Origin of the sequence: Lelliottia wanjuensis (assembly GCF_030238365.1) — a bacterium.
GTDB classification, from domain to species: domain Bacteria; phylum Pseudomonadota; class Gammaproteobacteria; order Enterobacterales; family Enterobacteriaceae; genus Enterobacter; species Enterobacter wanjuensis.
Map to the genome: position 1 here is coordinate 1 of NZ_JASSOT010000049.1, position 14,947 is coordinate 14,947.

A 14,947-nucleotide genomic window follows, 5' to 3' on the forward strand; every position below is an offset into this window, starting at 1 on the left:
TCTTCGGCACACTGAAATCGGAGTGTTTTTACCTGAACAGGTTCAGCAATCTGAATGAACTGAGGAAGGCGATAGAGGACTATATCCATTACTATAACAACGAGCGGATCAGTCTGAAATTAAAAGGCCTGAGTCCGGTAGAATACCGAACCCAGACCCCGATAGCCGCTTAACATGAACTGTCCAACTTTATGGGGTCAGTCCAACTGCGGGCCTTTTTTTATGCCTTTTCAACGGGCTGCATCGGCGAAATTTGTGATCTGTTTGGCATAATCCGCGCTTTTTGTTTACCCTTTACTAACCTGCCTGTCTCCCAAGTGAGATGGATTTTTTTTGTCTGGATTAGAAAAGGAAGAATGAATGGATGATCTCGGTGTAGTCGATGGCATTAACAATGCGGGCACCTGGCTGGTGCGCAACCAGGCGCTGCTGCTGAGTTATGCGGTAAACATCGTGGCAGCAATTGCGATTATTATCGTCGGGATGATCGTGGCACGCGTGGTGTCCAATGCGATCAACCGCGTGATGCGCGCGCGACAGATTGACGCCACGGTAGCAGATTTCCTCTCGGCGCTGGTGCGCTACGGCATTATTGCCTTTACGCTGATTGCTGCGCTGGGGCGCGTCGGGGTACAGACGGCGTCCGTCATCGCGGTGCTCGGTGCTGCCGGTCTGGCCATCGGTCTGGCCCTGCAGGGTTCCCTCTCAAACCTGGCGGCAGGCGTGCTGCTGGTGACCTTCCGTCCGTTCCGCTCCGGTGAGTATGTCGATTTAGGCGGCATCGCCGGGACCGTACTGCAGGTGCAGATTTTCTCTACCACCCTGCGCACCGTTGATGGCCGTATCGTGGTGGTACCAAACGGGAAAATCATCGCCGGGAACATCATTAACTTCTCCCGCGAGCCGGTGCGTCGTAACGAGCTGTTGATCAGCGTGGCGTACGATTCTGATATCGATCAGGTGAAAGCCCTGCTTACCCGCATCATTGAGTCGGATGAGCGCATCATCAAAGACCGCGAAATGACCGTGCGCCTGAACGAACTGGGGGCGTCGTCGATCAATTTCGTGGTGCGTATCTGGAGCAAAAGCGGCGACCTGCAGAACGTGTACTGGGACGTGCTGGAGCGCATCAAACGTGAATTTGACGCCAACGGCATTAGCTTCCCGTATCCGCAGATGGACGTGAACTTCAAACGCGTGAAAGAAGGTGCGAGCGAGTAAATCCGCCCGGAAAGACCATGCCCGCTGGGGGATCCCGGCGGGCTTTTTTTATCTTATGACGTCGTTAACAATAGCGCTGACACCCTTCATCAGCAGGCCTGCATCCGTTATCCCTTTATCTTCCTGCTCAGTTACCCATTCAGCCTGAACCTGCTGATATCCGGTGGCGGTTTGCCAGGCTTCCAGCTCCTGGTTCGTCAGGTAGTGAATGGATGCGCCCTCTTTTTTCATCCGGTTTACCATCTCAAGCAGATTCGCGTCTTGCGCTGCCCCGAGACGTCTTTGCGTCGCGGCGGCTGCCCGTCTGATAGCGCCACGATCCTTCACGTCGAGACTATCCCAGACTGTTTTATTCATCACCAGCAGATACACATGGCCGAGCCACAGGGAAGGGGAAAGCTGAATATGAGGGGCTGCACGCTCGGCATGAATATCGTATCCGCTGTCGAGGTTAACCATCAGGCCGTCAAGCTGCCCGTCCGCCAGCGCGTTGGTGATGTTGTCATTCCACGGCATACTCACCGGCACGCCACCCGCGTTGCGTAAAAAGGACTGGTGCCAAAAGCTGGCGGTACGCCATTTGCTGCCGTTTAGCTGATCCAGTTTGACGTTGGGCTGGGTGGTGAAAAAACCGACCGGATAGCCGAGGAAAAATTGCAGGTTCACGAGGTTATTTTTTTCCAGCTCGTTCCCGAACTGGCGATACTCGCTGAAGATGCGCCGAAAAGTCGCCACCTGCGCATTGCCGCTGGCCGGCCCGAGGGGGAAGCTCTTAAATATCTGGTGTCGCGGGAGCAGATCCGGCGTGTATTCGGGAACCACAATCCCGATATCTGCGACATCGCCCCGGCTGAGGGTCTTCAGGGCGTCATAGCTGGTGGAAAGCTCGCCGTTCCAGTGCGCCTCGATTTTCAGGCGGCCGATCGATTCGGTCTCAATCGCTCTAAAAAAGGTCTCTTTGATGAGCCTGGTGCGCATGTTTCCGTACGGTTCATGATCCGTATAGCGCAACGTTGTGGTCGCGCTGGCAGTGGCGGCCCACACACTGGCAACGACCCATCCGGCACAGAAGAGTAAAGCCTTCGCGTTATGCTTCATATCCATTCCTTTGGTACGGTTGCTGGTACCTTCAGCATACGCTAAATCCTCACTGAAAACGTTTGTCGTAATCCCAATCTGCCATTATTAGCCACACTTATCAGGGATTAAAATTATCAATTTCCTCTAATGAGGATCTCGCAGTATAGTCTGCCGTAACGACAATCCTGTGAGATTATTTTCCATGTTATCTTATTATTTTCAAGGACTTGTGCTTGGTGCGGCCATGATCCTTCCTCTCGGTCCTCAGAATGCGTTCGTCATGAATCAGGGGATCCGCCGGCAATATCATTTAATGATTGCGATGCTCTGCGCCGTCAGCGATTTAGTGCTGATTTGCGCCGGAATTTTTGGCGGCAGCGCTTTGCTGATGCAATCCCCGTGGCTGCTGGCGCTGGTGACCTGGGGCGGCGTGGCGTTCCTGCTGTGGTACGGCTTTGGCGCGCTGAAAACCGCCATGAGCAGCAATCTCGAACTGGCCAGCGCCGAGGTGATGAAGCAGGGGCGCTGGAAGATTATCGCCACCATGCTGGCGGTGACCTGGCTCAACCCGCACGTCTATCTGGATACTTTTGTGGTGCTGGGCAGCCTGGGCGGTCAGTTGGATGTGGAACCTAAACGCTGGTTCGCGCTGGGGACGGTGAGTGCCTCCTTCCTGTGGTTCTTCGGCCTGGCGATACTGGCCGCCTGGCTCGCCCCGCGTTTACGCACCGCCAAAGCACAGCGCATCATTAATATTCTGGTCGGCGTGGTGATGTGGGTTATCGCCTTCCAGCTGGCGAAAGAGGGGATTAATCACGTGCAGGTATTGTTCAACTAAGCGTTGTCTTATGGACAACTGAAACAGACGCGCTAAGCTTGCTGGCATGCGCCCTTCGGTGGGCACTTCGCAACATGGAGGAATAACAGTGAAGTTTAAAGTGATGGCCCTGGCGGCATTAGTAGGTTTAGGCGCAGTGTCGGTACAGGCAAACGAATTGCCAAATGGACCGCACATTGTCACTTCCGGTACCGCAAGCGTGGACGCGGTTCCTGATGTTGCAACGCTTGCGATTGAAGTGAACGTCGCGGCAAAAGATGCGGCGTCCGCCAAGAAACAGGCTGACGATCGCGTTGCGCAATATCTCTCTTTCCTTGAGCAGAATGGCGTCGCGAAAAAAGACATTAACTCGGCGAATCTGCGCACCCAGCCCGATTACGACTATCAGAATGGCAAAAGCATTCTGAAAGGCTACCGCGCGGTGCGTACTGTTGAAGTGACCTTGCGTCAGCTGGACAAGCTGAACTCGCTGCTGGATGGCGCGCTGAAAGCGGGGCTGAACGAAATTCGTTCCGTGTCGCTGGGCGTTGCGCAACCAGAGAAATACAAAGACGAAGCGCGTAAAGCGGCAATTGATGACGCCGTGCGTCAGGCAGAGCAGCTGGCGTCCGGCTTCAAATCGAAGCTCGGCCCGGTGTATAGCGTGCGTTACCACGTCTCTAACTATCAGCCGAGCCCGATGGTTCGCATGATGAAGGCGGATGCCGCCCCGGCCTCTGCGCAGGAAACTTACGAGCAGCCGACCATTCAGTTCGACGATCAGGTCGATGTGGTGTTCCAGCTTGAACCTCAGCAGGCCCCTGCTCAATAACTTGTAGGCCGGGTAAGGCGTAGCCGCCACCCGGCTTTTTTAATCCTGCCTCAACACCTTATGCCCATAAGCCAGCAGTGCATCGGTGACGTTGCGCATCATGCGGCTTTCCGGCGCAAAGCGGTGCCAGTACAACATGCGACGCTGATACAGCCCTGGCGTTAAGTCGATAAGCTCTCCGCTCTTCAACTCTTTCTCAATCTGCAGATGCGGGATCATACAACAGGTGGTTCCCTGGCGCGCCAGCTGCACGAAGGCTTCCGACGAGTTCACGATATGACAGGGCACGCTGCCCGGCGGCAGGTCGAAGTTTTGCTGTAAAAACGCCTGGTGCATATCGTCGAGATGGTCGAACGCAACGGCGGGCGCTTTCAGCAGCGCGGCGCGGGTGACGCCGTTCGGGAAATAGCGATCCGCAAACTCTTTTGAACCGACAAACAGGTAGTCCAGCGCGCCGAGTTGATCGACCAGGCAGCTTGGCAGCGCCTGCGGCTGAATACTGACGGCCCCGACCACTTCGCCGCGACGCAGACGTTCCTGAGTACGGGTTTCATCTTCCACCTGCAAATTGAGGCGGATCGGTGAGTCGGCCAGCACGGTGGAGAGGGCAGGCAACAGCCAGGTTGCCAGACTGTCGGCGTTGACCGCCAGCGACAGCAGCAGCGGCGTGGAGCCGGTCTGTTCATCGCCCAGCCACTCCTCTTCCAGCAGCTCAACCTGACGCAGCAGGGCGAGTAGTTTCTGCCCTTGCTCCGTCGGACGTGGTGGAACCGTACGCACCAGCAGCGGTTGTCCGAACATATTCTCAAGCTGTTTGATTCGCTGTGATACGGCGGATTGAGTGATGCACAGCTTTTGCGCCGCGCGCTCAAAACCTCGTTCACGAATGACGGCATCAAGCGCCTGTAGTGTTCTGTAGTCCGGACGTTTCATTGCGGGGCAGTACTCCTGAATTTTGCTGATTCTGCACTATGACACAAATTTACCTTTGTGACAGACCAATTCCGACCACATCGGATCTGTCAGAGCTTTGCTCGTTAATGTGACACCGGTCACAGGGACATTCCCCGCCCGCATGTTCTATAATGCGCCCTGAGTTTTCACACCACAGGCAGAACGATCATGACGCAGGATGAACTGAAAAAAGCAGTAGGATGGGCCGCTCTCCAGTATGTACAACCCGGCACTATTGTTGGCGTAGGGACGGGCTCGACCGCCGCACATTTTATTGATGCGCTCGGCACGATGAAAGGGCAGATCGAGGGCGCGGTATCCAGCTCCGATGCTTCCACGGAAAAGCTGAAAAGTCTCGGCATTACGGTCTTCGATCTGAACGAAGTGGATCGTCTGGGGATTTACGTGGATGGTGCCGATGAGATCAACGGCCACATGCAGATGATCAAAGGCGGCGGCGCGGCGCTGACCCGTGAAAAGATCATTGCCTCCGTGGCGGATAAGTTCATCTGCATCGCGGACGCTTCCAAGCAGGTGGATATCCTCGGCAACTTCCCGCTGCCGGTGGAAGTGATCCCAATGGCGCGCAGCGCGGTGGCGCGTCAGCTGGTGAAGCTGGGCGGTCGTCCGGAATATCGCCAGGGTGTGGTGACGGACAACGGTAACGTGATCCTCGATGTTCACAATCTGGAGATCATGGACGCGGTGGCGATGGAAAATGCGATTAACGCGATTCCAGGCGTAGTGACCGTAGGGTTATTCGCCAACCGTGGCGCGGACGTGGCGCTGATCGGCACCGCCGATGGCGTGAAAACCATCGTAAAATGATCTGACGGGGGGAGCTCTCCCCCCGCTAAATATTTTTCAAAAGCCAAATTCGGTGACTTGTGTCACGTTTTTTCGCCTGTTCTGACGATCCTGCCGCTTTCCCGATTAACCACAGCATTTTCCTCTGACATTTCGCTCTGGATGACTTTTCTTCAGAGTGCCGACGCAAACGTTCATATTGCTGCAATAGTTTTTTTTGATATGTTGGCTGGAGTGGATTTAAATCCAGCACAACATCAGTTCAGACAAAACAGGGTCGGGTAAATGGCAAAGGTATCACTGGAAAAAGACAAGATTAAGTTTCTGCTCGTCGAAGGAGTGCATCAGAAAGCACTGGATAACCTTCGTGCAGCAGGTTACACCAACATCGAATTCCACAAAGGCGCGCTGGATACTGAGCAGCTGAAAGAATCCATCCGTGATGCCCATTTCATCGGCCTGCGATCCCGTACCCATCTGACTGAAGAGGTTATTGCCTGCGCTGAGAAGCTGGTGGCGATTGGCTGTTTCTGTATCGGTACCAACCAGGTGGATCTGAATGCAGCGGCTAAACGCGGCGTGCCGGTCTTTAACGCTCCTTTCTCCAACACCCGTTCCGTGGCGGAGTTAGTGATTGGCGAGCTGCTGCTCCTGCTGCGCGGCATTCCTGAAGCCAACGCCAAAGCGCACCGTGGCGTGTGGAACAAACTGGCCTCTGGCTCGTTTGAAGCGCGTGGTAAAAAGCTGGGGATCATCGGCTACGGCCATATCGGTACGCAGCTCGGGATTCTGGCGGAATCTCTCGGGATGAACGTCTTCTTCTACGATATCGAAAACAAACTCCCGCTGGGTAATGCAACTCAGGTGCAGCATCTTTCCGATCTGCTCAACATGAGCGACGTGGTGAGCCTGCATGTGCCGGAAAACGCCTCCACCAAAAACATGATGGGCGCGGAAGAGCTGGCGCTGATGAAGCCGGGTTCTCTGCTGATTAACGCCGCGCGCGGTACAGTGGTAGATATTCCTGCCCTGTGCGAGGCCCTGCGCAGTAAGCATCTGGCGGGCGCGGCTATCGATGTCTTCCCGACGGAACCGGCGACCAACACCGATCCGTTCACCTCTCCGCTGTGTGAATTCGACAACGTGATCCTGACGCCGCACATTGGCGGCTCGACTCAGGAAGCGCAGGAAAACATCGGTCTGGAAGTGGCGGGCAAACTGAGTAAGTATTCCGATAACGGCTCTACGCTGTCGGCGGTGAACTTCCCGGAAGTGTCTCTGCCATTACATGGCGGGCGCCGTTTGCTGCACATTCACGAGAATCGTCCTGGCGTGCTGACCGCGATTAACCAGATCTTCGCCGAGCAGAGCGTCAACATTGCGGCGCAGTACCTGCAAACTAACTCGCAGATGGGCTATGTAGTCATTGATATCGAAGCAGATGATGAAGTGGCGGAGAAAGCATTGCTGAGCATGAAGGCGATTCCAGGCACGATTCGCGCGCGTCTGTTGTACTAATCTGCGGTTTGCTGTGTCGGGTGGCGCTTGCGCTTACCCGACCTACGGGTTAATCGTGGTTTTGTAGGCCGGGTAAGGCGTAGCCGCCACCCGGCTTTGTTATTTCACCACTCCCACAATTTCGAAGGCGTCACCACCGCAGGCAGCGGTACATCCCATTTCTCCACCGGCAGCGCTTTCACGCCCTGACAATCATGGGCATAACCCACCGGCTGCAAACCATACTGCTGCCAGTTCTGCAGCGTGCGATCGTAAAATCCGCCGCCCATCCCCAGACGCTGACCGCTCTCATCGAAAGCCACCAGTGGCGTAATCAGCACATCCAAATCCTGCAACGGCAGCACATCGCGCACGTCGAGTTTCGGTTCGGTGATTTTCAGACGGTTCACCACCAGTTCGCTTTGCGGATGGTAGTGCAAGAACAGCAGATTGCCCGGACTGAACGGATGCAGCACCGGCAGATAAACCTTTTTCCCGGCGCGCCAGAGTTGTTCGATCAGCGGTTGAGTATCAAGCTCGCCGTCAAACGACAGAAACAGGGCGACCGTATGCGCCATCACAACGGGCGGATACGCCATCATGCGCGCGGCAGCTTGCTGGGCAAAATGAGCTTGTTGTTCGGGCGAAAGCGCTCGACGGTGTTTGCGGATTAACTGACGGATAGCTTGTCGGGAAGCAGGGACTTCAGGAAATTGAGTCATGATGCTTGAAGGTAGTAAAGAAGGGGAATCTCCGAGATGCCGCCGCAGGCTGTAACCCTTGAACCCTTGGTTCAAGGTGAATGTGTCGTCATAGTCTTAAGGCTTCTCGGACGAACCGAGCATGCTCACCGACCATGGAGCGCCACATTCTTGTGGTATGAAATATCGGCTCAGGGGACTGGCCCGCTTGCGAACATCTCAGAGAAATTTTGTCTTCACAGTCACTCTACCATAGTCAACTGCGAAGTGTTATTCAAACTTTTGCACTGGCCTTTCGGGAGTGCGACCCTGATCAAGCAACGCTTGTTCAATGGTCTGCTGGAGCATTTTAATGCGTTGCTCCATGCTCGCCGCGTAGTCGCGGGTCTTCGCTTTTTCCTGAGTTAATTCATAGCTGATGTTCAACGCGGCGATGAAAACCAGCTGCTCAGTATTTGTGACTCTAGTGCGTTCTTTTAGATCTTGCAACCGCTGATTCAAGTCGTCCGCAGCCTGACTCAAAGCATCCCTTTGTTCAGGCGGACAATTCACTCGCAGCGAACGGCCAAAAATCTGGAGATCGACGGGTTGTGCAGACATGCCACCTTCCTGCTGATTGACTGCGCGACCTTCGCACTCGGCCCGGGGGCTGCGAAGGGGCGACACTATAGCTACCCTGATATGAAGATACAAGCCCTTTTCTGGTATCTCCAGGGTCCAAAGTGGTAGCATATCATGAATATTCCTCCAACGATGACGAATGCGCATGTCTATACAGAACGAAATGCCTGGTTACAACGAAGTAAGCCAGTTACTTAACCAGCAGGGCGTGGGTTTGACCCCTGCTGAAATGCACGGTCTGATCAGTGGCATGCTGTGCGGCGGAAACAGCGACAGCTCATGGCAGCCGCTGCTTCACGACCTGACGAACGAAGGTCTGGCCTTTGGTCACGAACTGGCGGAAGCGCTGCGTAAAATGCACTCCGCGACCAGCGACTCCCTGGAGGACGACGGCTTCCTTTTTCAGCTTTATCTGCCTGATGGCGATGACGTCAGCGTTTTCGACCGCGCCGATGCCCTGGCGGGCTGGGTAAACCACTATCTGCTGGGTCTGGGCGTCACGCAGCCGAAGCTCGATAAAGTCACCGGCGAAGCGGGTGAAGCGATCGACGATCTGCGTAACATCGCGCAGCTGGGCTACGACGAAGACGAAGACCAGGAAGAGCTGGAAATGTCCGTCGAAGAGATTATCGAGTACGTTCGTGTAGCGGCGCTGCTGTGCCACGACACCTTTACGCGCTCACAGCCGACCGCACCGGAAGTACGCAAACCGACCTTACATTAAAAAAAAGAACGCACAGGAGGGTGTCATGACTCAGCAGGAGTATCTTCGCCGCCGTCAGGCGCTGTTAGCCAACATGCAGCCGGGCAGCGCGGCGCTGATCTTTGCCGCACCGGAAGCCACGCGCAGCAATGACAGCGAATATCCCTATCGCCAGAGCAGCGATTTCTGGTACTTCACCGGCTTTAACGAGCCCGAAGCGGTGCTGGTGCTGATCAAAAGCGATGACACCCACAACCACAGCGTTCTCTTTAACCGCGTTCGCGATCTCACCGCCGAAATCTGGTTTGGCCGCCGCTTAGGGCAAGACGCCGCGCCGGAGAAACTCGGCGTCGAACGCGCGCTGGCCTTTAGCGAAATCAACGAACAGCTCTATCAGCTGCTGAACGGTCTGGACGTGGTCTACCACGCTCAGGGCGAATACGCCTACGCCGATGAGCTGGTGTTTGCCGCGCTGGATAAACTGCGTAAAGGCTCGCGTCAGAATCTCTCCGCGCCTGCGTCCATCACCGACTGGCGTCCGATCGTGCATGAAATGCGCCTGTTTAAATCGCCGGAAGAGCTGGATGTGATGCGCCGCGCGGGTGAAATCAGCGCGCTCGCCCACACCCGTGCGATGGAAAAATGCCGTCCGGGGATGTTCGAGTATCAGCTCGAAGGCGAAATCCTGCATGAGTTCAACCGCCACGGCGCGCGCTTCCCGTCCTACAACACCATTGTCGGCGGCGGCGAAAACGGCTGCATCCTGCACTACACCGAAAACGAAAGTGAACTGCGCGACGGCGATCTGGTGCTGATCGACGCGGGGTGTGAATATCGCGGTTACGCCGGTGACATCACCCGCACCTTCCCGGTGAACGGCAAATTCACGCCAGCCCAGCGCGCGGTTTACGACATCGTTCTTGAGTCTCTGGAAACCGCGCTGACCTTGTTCCGCCCTGGCACTTCCATTCAGGAAGTGACCGGCTCGGTGATCCGCATCATGGTCAACGGCCTGGTGAAACTCGGCGTACTGAAGGGCGATGTGGAAGAGCTGATTGCCGACAACGCCCATCGCGCGTTCTTTATGCACGGTCTCAGCCACTGGCTGGGGCTGGATGTGCACGATGTCGGCGTCTACGGCACAGATCGTTCCCGCACGCTTGAGCCGGGAATGGTGTTAACCGTCGAGCCGGGCCTGTACATCGCGCCGGACGCAGATGTCCCTGCCGAGTATCGCGGGATCGGGATTCGTATCGAAGACGACATTGTGATCACCGAAAACGGCAACGAAAACCTGACGGCGTCGGTCGTCAAAAAAGCCGATGAGATCGAAGCCCTGATGGCGGCGGCACGCGCATGAGCGTGGTAATCGTTGGCGGCGGCATGGCGGGCGCGACGCTCGCCCTGGCGATTTCACAGCTGACGCGCGGCCAGCTCCCGGTTCATCTGATCGAGGCCGTCGCGCCACAGACAACGGAACACCCAGGTTTTGACTCCCGCGCGATTGCGCTGGCGCAGGGCACCTGTCAGCACCTGTCGCGCTTAGGCATCTGGCAGGCGATTGCTGAGTGCGCCACGTCTATTAATACCGTTCACGTCAGCGATCGCGGCCACGCCGGTTTTGTCACCCTCGATGCGCAGGATTACCACATTGATGCCCTCGGGCAGGTGGTCGAACTGCACGACGTCGGTCAGCGCCTGTTCCGCTTACTACAGGACGCACCCGGTGTGACGCTCCACTGTCCGGCGCGCGTCGCCAGTTTCACCCGTAGTGAAGAGGGCGTGAGCGTGACGCTGGATAACGGCGATGTGCTGGAGGGCAAACTGCTGGTCGCCGCAGACGGTTCCCGCTCCGCGCTGGCGACCCAGTGTGGTATCGCCTGGCAGCAGCAGCCTTACGGTCAGGCGGCGGTAATTGCCAACGTTTCGACCGCGGTTGCCCATCAGGGCCGCGCCTTTGAACGTTTTACCGAGCACGGTCCGCTGGCGATGCTGCCGATGTCTCATGGTCGCAGTTCGCTGGTCTGGTGCCACGCCGTAGACGCGATGGATGACGTCATGGCCTGGTCAGATAGGCGTTTTTGCGACGAGCTGCAAAAAGCCTTCGGCTGGCGTTTAGGGCGCATCACCCACGCCGGAAAGCGCGCGGCGTATCCGCTGGCGCTGACCACCGCGTCGCAGTCGGTTTCTCATCGCGTGGCGTTAGTCGGGAATGCGGCGCAGACGCTGCATCCGATTGCCGGACAGGGGTTTAATTTAGGTTTGCGCGACGTCATGAGCCTGGCCGAGACGCTGGCGCAGGCCTGGCAGGACAGTGAAGATTGCGGCGCGTATTCCGTGCTTTGTCAGTATCAGAAACGTCGTCAGGCAGATAAAGAGGCCACCATCGGCGTGACCGATGGGCTGGTGCATCTTTTCGCGAATCGCTGGGCACCACTGGTGGCCGGGCGCAACGCGGGGCTGATGGCGATGGAACTATTCATTCCGGCACGCGACGTGCTGGCGCAGCGAACTCTCGGTTGGGTCGCTCGTTAAGGAGTTACTAAGTGCAGAATGTTGATGTTGCCATTGTTGGCGGCGGAATGGTGGGGCTGGCGCTGGCCTGCGGTTTACAGGGCAGCGGCCTGCGTGTGGCGGTGCTTGAGAATAAACCGCCGCAGCCCGTTGCGCAGGACTCAGCGCCAGAGCTGCGCGTGTCGGCCATTAACGCCGCCAGCGAAAAGCTGTTAACGCATCTCGGCGTCTGGTCTGATATCACGGCGTTTCGCGCCAGCTGCTATCACGGCATGGAAGTGTGGGATAAAGACAGCTTCGGTCATATTGCTTTTGACGACGAAAGCATGGGCTACAGCCATCTGGGCCACATTGTTGAAAATTCGGTGATCCACCACGCCCTGTGGCGTAAAGCGCAGAGCTGCTCCGACGTCACCCTGATGGCACCCGCCCAGGTGCAACAGATTGCCTGGGGCGAAAACGAAGCTTTCCTGACGCTGCAAAGCGGCGATATGCTGACCGCCCGGCTGGTGGTGGGTGCCGATGGCGCCAACTCCTGGCTGCGTAACAAAGCCGATATTCCGCTCACCTTCTGGGATTACCGCCATCACGCGCTGGTGGCGACGATCCGCACCGCAGAGCCGCACGGCGGCGTGGCGCGTCAGATTTTCCACAACGACGGTATTCTGGCGTTTCTGCCGTTAAGCGATCCGCATCTGTGCTCCATCGTCTGGTCGCTGGTGCCGGAGAAAGCGCAGCAGATGGAAGCCGCCACGCCGGACGAGTTCAATCAGGCGCTGTGCATGGCTTTTGATAATCGTCTCGGGCTGTGTACGCTTGAAAGTGAGCGCCAGCTCTTCCCGCTGACCGGCCGCTACGCGCGTCAGTTTGCCTCGCACCGAATGGCGCTGGTCGGCGATGCGGCGCACACCATTCATCCGCTGGCCGGTCAGGGCGTGAATCTGGGCTTTATGGATGCCGCGGAGCTGATTGACGAGCTGCGTCGTCTGCATCGCGAAGGCAAAGATATTGGTCAGCACATGTACCTGCGCCGCTACGAGCGCAGCCGCAAACACAGCGCGGCGATGATGCTGGCGGGGATGCAGGGCTTCCGCGAGCTCTTTGCCGGTAACAATCCGGCGAAAAAACTGCTGCGCGACGTTGGCCTCAAACTGGCGGACACGCTTCCCGGCGTCAAACCGCAACTTCTGCGTCAGGCGATGGGCTTAAACGATCTCCCCGAGTGGCTGCGTTAAGCACAAAACGTTAAATTAGACCCCCATCACACTTTCCTCTCCCGGCCTTTGTGCCGGGATGTTTCCCTCGTTTGAAATATTCTAATTCCACTCCTCTTTTCGCATTAGATTATCTAATGTCGCGTTTTTTTCATGACGGAAAATAGGCGCGTTTTTCCGCAGGAAATATCAGCCTGTGCTCAATTTTGTGAAATTTAAGTTAATTTTATGCGGGGTAAATCGCATTTTGCCAGTGAATAACTCTGTAGGCTTTTCAGCGTTTTTTGGTCATAAGCTAATGTGATGACCCGTTTTACCTTATGGTTAATCGCCGGTTTCGGTGGTAACTTCAGGGAAAAGAGAACGTTTGCGTCGACGTCCTGGAGTGATGCCGACGCCGGGTTTCGTGGTGAGAAATTTCGCGCGAAACGCAAGATTGCCCTGCTCTGATCATTCAACGAGGACAAGATGGCTCAACAGACTCCTTTGTACGAACAACACACGTTATGCGGCGCGCGCATGGTCGATTTCCATGGCTGGATGATGCCGTTGCACTACGGCTCGCAGATCGATGAGCACCACGCGGTGCGCACCGATGCCGGGATGTTCGATGTCTCCCACATGACCATCGTCGATTTGCGCGGCAGTCGCACCCGGGAGTTTCTGCGTTATCTGTTGGCGAACGACGTCGCCAAACTCAAAACACCAGGCAAAGCGCTCTATACCGGGATGCTAAACGCCTCCGGCGGCGTGATTGATGACCTGATCGTCTATTACTTCACTGAAGATTTCTTCCGCCTCGTTGTTAACTCCGCCACCCGCGAAAAAGACCTCTCCTGGATTTCCGAACACGCCGCCAAATTCGCCATCGATATCACCGTTCGCGACGATCTTTCCCTGATCGCCGTGCAGGGGCCGAACGCGCAGGCCAAATCCGCTTCCCTGTTCAGCGATGAGCAGCGTAAAGCCGTGGAAGGCATGAAGCCGTTCTTCGGCGTGCAGGCAGGCGATCTGTTTATTGCGACCACCGGTTACACCGGGGAAGCGGGCTACGAAATTGCGATGCCGAACGAGAAAGCGGCCGATTTCTGGCGCGCGCTGGTCGAAGCCGGTGTTAAACCTGCCGGTCTGGGCGCGCGCGATACGCTGCGTCTCGAAGCCGGGATGAACCTCTACGGTCAGGAGATGGACGAAGGGATCTCTCCGCTGGCGGCCAATATGGGCTGGACCATCGCATGGGAACCGGCTGACCGTGATTTCATTGGTCGCGAAGCCCTGGAGTCGCAGCGCGAGAAAGGCACCGAGCAGCTGGTCGGCCTGGTGATGAAAGAGAAAGGGGTGCTGCGTAACGAACTGCCAGTGCGTTTCACCGATGCCAGCGGCAATCTTCACGAAGGCGTTATCACCAGCGGGACCTTCTCACCGACGCTGGGCTACAGCATTGCGCTGGCGCGCGTCCCGGCCGGGATTGGCGAGACTGCCGTGGTGCAGATCCGCAACCGCGAAATGCCGGTCAGCGTGACTAAACCGATTTTTGTTCGCGCCGGTAAGCCGGTCGCCTAATCATTTTTATCAGGAGAATTCCAATGAGCAATGTGCCAGCAGAACTGAAATACAGCAAAGAACACGAATGGCTGCGCAAAGAAGCCGACGGCACTTACACGGTAGGCATCACCGAGCACGCGCAAGAGCTGCTGGGTGACATGGTCTTCGTGGACCTGCCGGACGTCGGTGCGACCGTGAGCGCGGGAGACGACTGCGCCGTGGCGGAGTCGGTGAAAGCCGCGTCTGACATTTACGCGCCAGTGGGCGGCGAAATCGTGGCCGTCAACGACGCGCTGAGCGACTCCCCGGAGCTGGTCAACAGCGAGCCGTACACCGGCGGCTGGATCTTCAAAATCAAAGCCAACGACGAAGCAGAAGTTGAAGCGCTGCTGGATGCGACCGCGTACGCAGCCCTGTTAGAAGACGAGTAACGTTGTGCCG

The 14,947-nt window shown here is 56.7% G+C and carries 16 protein-coding genes and 1 other RNA gene; 12 read left to right on the forward strand and 5 right to left on the reverse strand.

The window, feature by feature from the left end; all coding sequences use genetic code 11:
• The coding region (locus QQF33_RS04835) for an IS3 family transposase (RefSeq protein ID WP_285150293.1) at window positions 1-173 on the forward strand (173 nt) is incomplete at its 5' end.
• Between the two features lie 187 nt (window positions 174-360).
• Window positions 361-1,221, forward strand: a complete 861-nt coding sequence (locus QQF33_RS04840) for a small-conductance mechanosensitive channel MscS (protein WP_282494411.1) — start codon at window positions 361-363, stop codon at window positions 1,219-1,221.
• A gap of 48 nt (window positions 1,222-1,269) precedes the next feature.
• On the opposite strand, the gene dctP is transcribed toward QQF33_RS04840, so the two are convergent.
• Window positions 1,270-2,319, reverse strand: a complete 1,050-nt coding sequence (dctP, locus tag QQF33_RS04845; RefSeq protein WP_285150939.1) for a TRAP transporter substrate-binding protein DctP — start codon at window positions 2,317-2,319, stop codon at window positions 1,270-1,272.
• Between the two features lie 184 nt (window positions 2,320-2,503).
• Here dctP and argO point away from each other — a divergent pair, with 184 nt between their 5' ends.
• Both argO and QQF33_RS04855 read left to right on the forward strand, forming a co-directional pair.
• Complete coding sequence (gene argO, locus QQF33_RS04850; RefSeq protein WP_285150938.1) at window positions 2,504-3,139, forward strand: arginine exporter ArgO; 636 nt, start codon at window positions 2,504-2,506, stop codon at window positions 3,137-3,139.
• 88 nt (window positions 3,140-3,227) lie between these two features.
• On the forward strand, window positions 3,228-3,950 hold the full coding sequence (locus QQF33_RS04855) for an oxidative stress defense protein (protein ID WP_282494414.1): 723 nt from the start codon (window positions 3,228-3,230) through the stop codon (window positions 3,948-3,950).
• Window positions 3,951-3,989: 39 nt separating this feature from the next.
• On the opposite strand, the gene argP is transcribed toward QQF33_RS04855, so the two are convergent.
• Window positions 3,990-4,883: a DNA-binding transcriptional regulator ArgP gene (argP, locus tag QQF33_RS04860; RefSeq protein WP_285143803.1), complete on the reverse strand. Its 894-nt coding sequence runs from the start codon at window positions 4,881-4,883 to the stop codon at window positions 3,990-3,992.
• A gap of 189 nt (window positions 4,884-5,072) precedes the next feature.
• Here argP and rpiA point away from each other — a divergent pair, with 189 nt between their 5' ends.
• Both rpiA and serA read left to right on the forward strand, forming a co-directional pair.
• The gene (gene rpiA / locus QQF33_RS04865) at window positions 5,073-5,732 is read left to right on the forward strand and encodes a ribose-5-phosphate isomerase RpiA (protein ID WP_285150937.1); all 660 of its coding nucleotides are present in this window, start codon (window positions 5,073-5,075) and stop codon (window positions 5,730-5,732) included.
• A 264-nt stretch (window positions 5,733-5,996) separates the two neighbouring features.
• Complete coding sequence (serA, locus tag QQF33_RS04870) at window positions 5,997-7,229, forward strand: phosphoglycerate dehydrogenase (protein WP_285143801.1); 1,233 nt, start codon at window positions 5,997-5,999, stop codon at window positions 7,227-7,229.
• A 104-nt stretch (window positions 7,230-7,333) separates the two neighbouring features.
• On the opposite strand, the gene QQF33_RS04875 is transcribed toward serA, so the two are convergent.
• The 3 genes from QQF33_RS04875 to zapA all read right to left on the reverse strand — a co-directional run bounded on the left by QQF33_RS04875 (window position 7,334) and on the right by zapA (window position 8,509).
• Window positions 7,334-7,930 carry a 5-formyltetrahydrofolate cyclo-ligase gene (locus QQF33_RS04875; RefSeq protein WP_285150936.1) on the reverse strand — a complete coding sequence of 199 codons (597 nt, stop codon included), beginning with the start codon at window positions 7,928-7,930 and terminating at the stop codon, window positions 7,334-7,336.
• Window positions 7,931-7,954: 24 nt separating this feature from the next.
• Window positions 7,955-8,138, reverse strand: a non-coding RNA gene (ssrS, locus tag QQF33_RS04880) — 6S RNA.
• 41 nt (window positions 8,139-8,179) lie between these two features.
• Complete coding sequence (gene zapA / locus QQF33_RS04885; protein WP_282494419.1) at window positions 8,180-8,509, reverse strand: cell division protein ZapA; 330 nt, start codon at window positions 8,507-8,509, stop codon at window positions 8,180-8,182.
• 166 nt (window positions 8,510-8,675) lie between these two features.
• Here zapA and QQF33_RS04890 point away from each other — a divergent pair, with 166 nt between their 5' ends.
• From QQF33_RS04890 to gcvH, 6 genes are all read left to right on the forward strand, one after another.
• Window positions 8,676-9,254, forward strand: a complete 579-nt coding sequence (locus tag QQF33_RS04890) for a YecA/YgfB family protein (protein ID WP_123428885.1) — start codon at window positions 8,676-8,678, stop codon at window positions 9,252-9,254.
• Window positions 9,255-9,279: 25 nt separating this feature from the next.
• A complete protein-coding gene (gene pepP / locus QQF33_RS04895) occupies window positions 9,280-10,593 on the forward strand; it encodes a Xaa-Pro aminopeptidase (RefSeq protein WP_285150935.1) in 1,314 nt (437 codons plus the stop codon).
• A complete protein-coding gene (gene ubiH / locus QQF33_RS04900) occupies window positions 10,590-11,768 on the forward strand; it encodes a 2-octaprenyl-6-methoxyphenyl hydroxylase (RefSeq protein WP_285150934.1) in 1,179 nt (392 codons plus the stop codon). Before pepP ends, ubiH begins: the two co-directional genes overlap by 4 nt.
• Window positions 11,769-11,779: 11 nt before the next feature.
• Entirely contained in the window at window positions 11,780-12,982 is a 1,203-nt protein-coding gene (ubiI, locus tag QQF33_RS04905) for an FAD-dependent 2-octaprenylphenol hydroxylase (RefSeq protein ID WP_285150933.1), read from the forward strand.
• 447 nt (window positions 12,983-13,429) lie between these two features.
• Window positions 13,430-14,524, forward strand: coding sequence for a glycine cleavage system aminomethyltransferase GcvT (gene gcvT, locus QQF33_RS04910; RefSeq protein ID WP_285150931.1), 1,095 nt, complete (start codon window positions 13,430-13,432; stop codon window positions 14,522-14,524).
• 23 nt (window positions 14,525-14,547) lie between these two features.
• Entirely contained in the window at window positions 14,548-14,937 is a 390-nt protein-coding gene (gcvH, locus tag QQF33_RS04915) for a glycine cleavage system protein GcvH (RefSeq protein ID WP_100779029.1), read from the forward strand.
• Window positions 14,938-14,947: the final 10 nt, after the last annotated feature.